The organism is Vibrio sonorensis, from assembly GCF_001854765.1.
Taxonomy (GTDB): domain Bacteria; phylum Pseudomonadota; class Gammaproteobacteria; order Enterobacterales; family Vibrionaceae; genus Vibrio; species Vibrio sonorensis.
Map to the genome: position 1 here is coordinate 1 of NZ_LJJE01000040.1, position 4,020 is coordinate 4,020.

The 4,020-nt window shown below is 42.4% G+C and carries 3 protein-coding genes and 3 pseudogenes; 2 read left to right on the forward strand and 4 right to left on the reverse strand.

Annotated elements, in window-relative coordinates:
• Positions 1 to 119: 119 nt before the first annotated feature.
• Both BLO31_RS08580 and BLO31_RS08585 read left to right on the forward strand, forming a co-directional pair.
• Positions 120 to 1,016, forward strand: a complete 897-nt coding sequence (locus tag BLO31_RS08580; protein WP_070964668.1) for a DMT family transporter — start codon at positions 120 to 122, stop codon at positions 1,014 to 1,016.
• A gap of 11 nt (positions 1,017 to 1,027) precedes the next feature.
• The gene (locus tag BLO31_RS08585) at positions 1,028 to 1,552 is read left to right on the forward strand and encodes a MerR family transcriptional regulator (RefSeq protein WP_070964665.1); all 525 of its coding nucleotides are present in this window, start codon (positions 1,028 to 1,030) and stop codon (positions 1,550 to 1,552) included.
• 209 nt (positions 1,553 to 1,761) lie between these two features.
• Here BLO31_RS08585 and BLO31_RS23045 read toward each other — a convergent pair.
• From BLO31_RS23045 to BLO31_RS08595, 4 genes and pseudogenes are all read right to left on the reverse strand, one after another.
• Positions 1,762 to 1,884, reverse strand: a pseudogene (locus BLO31_RS23045) (BsuBI/PstI family type II restriction endonuclease); the annotation flags it as partial.
• 45 nt (positions 1,885 to 1,929) lie between these two features.
• A pseudogene (locus BLO31_RS08590) lies at positions 1,930 to 2,355 on the reverse strand (transposase); the annotation flags it as partial.
• A pseudogene (locus BLO31_RS24365) lies at positions 2,345 to 3,032 on the reverse strand (transposase); the annotation flags it as partial. The pseudogenes BLO31_RS08590 and BLO31_RS24365, both read right to left, overlap by 11 nt.
• Positions 3,033 to 3,296: 264 nt before the next feature.
• Positions 3,297 to 4,020: hypothetical protein (locus tag BLO31_RS08595; protein ID WP_217495109.1), on the reverse strand; the 724-nt coding region annotated here is incomplete at its 5' end.

A 4,020-nucleotide genomic window follows, 5' to 3' on the forward strand; every position in this document is an offset into this window, starting at 1 on the left:
AGGATCAACTGTTCTGTATTGTTGACCTGTCTACAAGTGTCAAGTTTAGTATGCGCCTCTTGTTCAAACCTAAAACTTAAAGGCTTCATTTGATGTATCAGTTTCTTGTGAAAAATACCATGCAGCACCCTAGAGTTTTGCAGTTATTTGATGCTTTATCCCCAATATTTAAAGGTGTGACGTTAGCACTGATTTCAACAGCGTTGTTTACCATTGTTGGTATGTTTGTGCGTAAGTTGAGTGCCGACTACGATACGTTCCAGATCCTATTTTTTAGACAGTTCATTTTCATGTTGATGCTTGTTCCTGCAATAACGAATAACATTCACGTATTGCTCAAACCGAAAAAAGTACCACTTCATATATTGAGAATATTGGGTACATTCACTGCGTTGTACTTTGTATTTATAACTGTAAGTAATATTCCTTTTGCAGACGCAACAGCCCTTGGTTTCTTACAAGTGCTCTTTGTTGCCATCATTGCACGCCTTGCTCTGAGTGAACCGGTGACTGGCACTCGAATCTTTACTATAGTGGTTGGATTTATAGGGGTTATGATGGTTGTTCGTCCTACTTTTGAAGATAGTCAGTCCATGTACATCTTATCTGGTGTTGTGGCTTCGATAGGTGCTGCTGTGGCAGTGGTATGTGTAAGAAAAGTTGCTCAAAGTGAACCCAAGGTAACCTTAATGGTATATCAAGCGCTTGCAATCGGATTGATTGCTTTAATACCTACCTTATTTCTGTGGCGTACACCTACACTGGAAGATTTTATGTTACTGCTACTTGTTGGCATTATTTCTTCAATAGCTCAATACGTTGGGATTTCCGCTTACAAATGGACGCAGGCAAACATCATCGCTAATGTTGAGTACGTGAAGATTATCTACTCAATTCTCATCGGTATGATGGTTTTTTCTGAAGTTCCAGATGCATGGTCAATTCTTGGTGCCTCGGTTATTCTTGCCAGTGCATTAATTCCAATGGTGTGGTATCAATATAGTCAAAAGAAATAGAGGAATATACGGTGCTGAGTATTAAGCAGTTTTGTGAGCAACTAGGTGTCTCTCGCACCACTGTCCTATATTACGAAAGACAGGGCTTAATTGTTCCAGCAAGTCGCACTTCTAGTGGTTATCGGCTGTACAGTGCTAGCGAGGTTGAAACGTTTAAGGTGATTCTTGCATATCGTTCTTACGGTATTTCTGTCAATGAGATAAAAGAACTGATGCAACAATCTCAAGGAAAGAGTCGAGATGAGGTTTTACGCCAACAGTTTGCCGCACTCGATATCGAAATCAAAAAACTCCGCCAACAGCAGCACTCGATACTGACTCTCCTGCAAAAGCCGGAGCTACTAAATAAGGGGCAATTAACCAAGAAGCGCTGGACTGAGATACTTAGGGAATCAGGCATGGATGATCAAGATATGCTTAATTGGCACAAGCAGTTTGAAAAGATGGAGCCATTAGGGCACCTCAAATTTCTACAGTCTCTAAATATTGATGATGACGAGATTGAACAAATAAGAATGGTTTCTCGAAAGTCATAGTTCAGCTTTATTCTCAAAACTTGAAGTTATTCATTAAGGGGGTTGATCGACAATGGAACAGAAAACAACCTTAAGAAGGGTAAACGATTGTATTTTAAGGTGTATTTCCAGTGCCTATATGCATCTTAATCCAATAATGTCGACAACTAATCGTCTTACCTTGCCGGCGTTAATTAGAAATGAGCCCGAAAATCTCAGGGCAAGCCATGTTAGACAATCTCAGGTTTGTTATCGTGTGGTCCAAGAAAACGATCACTATTGAAGTGGATCATATGGTCGGGATTATCCGCAATCCAAACTTCAGTTTCCCATGCAATATCTGCAGAGTTCTTCCTAAACGGCGTTTTTCAAGGTAGTTGTCATCATTTGCTTGCTTATTAAGCAGCATCTCTCTCTGGGTTTAGGTGCACGTAACCAACTGGTTTACAGTTCTTGATATTGCTAGGCCAGCGTTCAGGTTTTCGCTTTTTGGCAGCGAGTAACACCTCAGATCGGCGCTTCAAGATCTCTTTATCTTTTCCATTGTGACGCTGTGAAGGCGTGACGTAATTTAGTTTGCTGTGCTTGTGATCGGTGTTGTACCAGCGTACGAAAGCTTCAACCCAACGTTGACTGCTGTTAAGAGTTTCAAAGCCCTTCGTTGGCCAGTTTGGCATGTACTTTACCGTTCGGAACAACGACTCCACGTACGGGTTATCATCACTGACTCGTGGGCGGCTATACGATGAGGTAATGCCTAACTCATCCATCTTCGCTCTGAGCGTCAGCGACTTCATAGGCGCACCGTTATCTGAGTGAAGCACCTAGTCGTTGTTTGACGCGATACATCGCGGTCTTCGACAATGACCGCTTATGGAATCATACTTCTATTTCCACTTTTTGTTCGAGCCGCAGAGCCTTTGGCAACCCGCTACTAAATTGCGAGGATGTTCCCGCTCTCAGAAGACAGCCCTTCGCTTGGTAGGATAAGCGAAATGGCAAACTTACTCTTTATGCCTCATGACAATTCCTCGTGTCGTAAAGCCCACTCTCCGTGAAATCTGATGGTTCGTCAGCGTGTTTGTTTGAGAAAATTAGGAGGCACTTCTGCATCAGTGACATTGGATAAACAGAGCTCTGCGCCTACTGCCTCATGAGTACAAGCGGCGACGGCTAAATGCAGCGTTCTTCAGACTCGGGGCTTCTCGTCAGTACTATGCTTTTTGAACCTCCATTCACCTTCATCGCCCCTCTGTATTACTATTCAATGACACCTCAACCAGCTTGGTTCAACGGTTTACCAATGGGTAATGCGGACAAACAAGCGGTGATTAGCTGACTTTACATACTGAGTCTAGAAAACCTTGCAGCCCTAACTATGTTTTCCGTGCGTCCATCCGCTTATGGCTTCTTCATCAATCCAGAACATCGGTGACCCAGGATGAATTAGAGCCTTGATGTAGTGTTTCCAGTTAGTTGTTTTATAACAAGGTTTCGGCATAAGGCTAAGAGGATTAAGCGGGTAAGATCGTAACTTCCTTAATTAGTTCCATCGAATTGCGCAATACATCTTGTACGAAATGTATTTTAACGCCTCTACTCTAGGAGCTAGTCAAGGAGCAAGATTCACTATGCCGCTGGTTGTTGGGCATAAAATCCCCCAATAATTGGTGTTCAACTATTGGGGGGACTTCAAAATACCCAAGAATTTCAGGGCGAGACACAACACCAATTCAAGATAGCCTCAATTGGCGATAAAATTGTATCACTCAGTACCTCTATCAAAACATATTGCTGGTTTTGGATAACACATAGGAATTATTGGGTATTCACCGTTTTCGTTGATACCGAGCCCACCTCCACTTACAAAGACTTCGCCCATATCACCTCCCGATGGAGTTGAGTTAGTGGTCTTCAATAAACCGTTTTCAAAGGTGGTGCTCGGTAAAATTCTTTGTACTTTTAATAATCCCTTATTTGTAACATCTAGCGTACTGCCATTGCTAAATCTCACGATGAGGGTAAATTGTATCTGCTCTCCTGGTCTAAGTGGGATCCCCCAAAATTTGTTGTTATTTACATCTCTAAGTTCCCGCGCTGCTGGAGTTAAAGAATGACTCACAATGGTAGGAACCAACCTAATGTCCAAAGAAGCCGTTAAACTAGTGTTAGCTTTGTAAGAAATGGATATTTGGGTTGTACCTTCCTTTTTAGCGTTAAAAGACGCTATTACAGAATTAGCCGCAATAAGTTCGAGAAGCGTCGTATCGGCTGCTAACCAATTAAACTGGTCAGGAGTGTCAAGCGTCTTTGTTCCATCTGAACGCACAACATAAGGACGTAAAGTGTAGTTTTTTCCAACTTCCGCAAGCCCACTTTTAACGAATGAATTTTCATCATTTAAAGATTGTACCCACAATTCTATCCCCACGACTGTCGCACTTGAGACCTCAATACTGGCGGTATTGCTGGTCACGCCGTCTTTGCTG

What these genes read in the sequence shown, in the direction of transcription:
- BLO31_RS08580 (WP_070964668.1), top strand. Translation starts at nt 120, where the DNA reads ATGCAGCACCCTAGAGTTTTGCAGTTATTTGATGCTTTATCCCCAATA.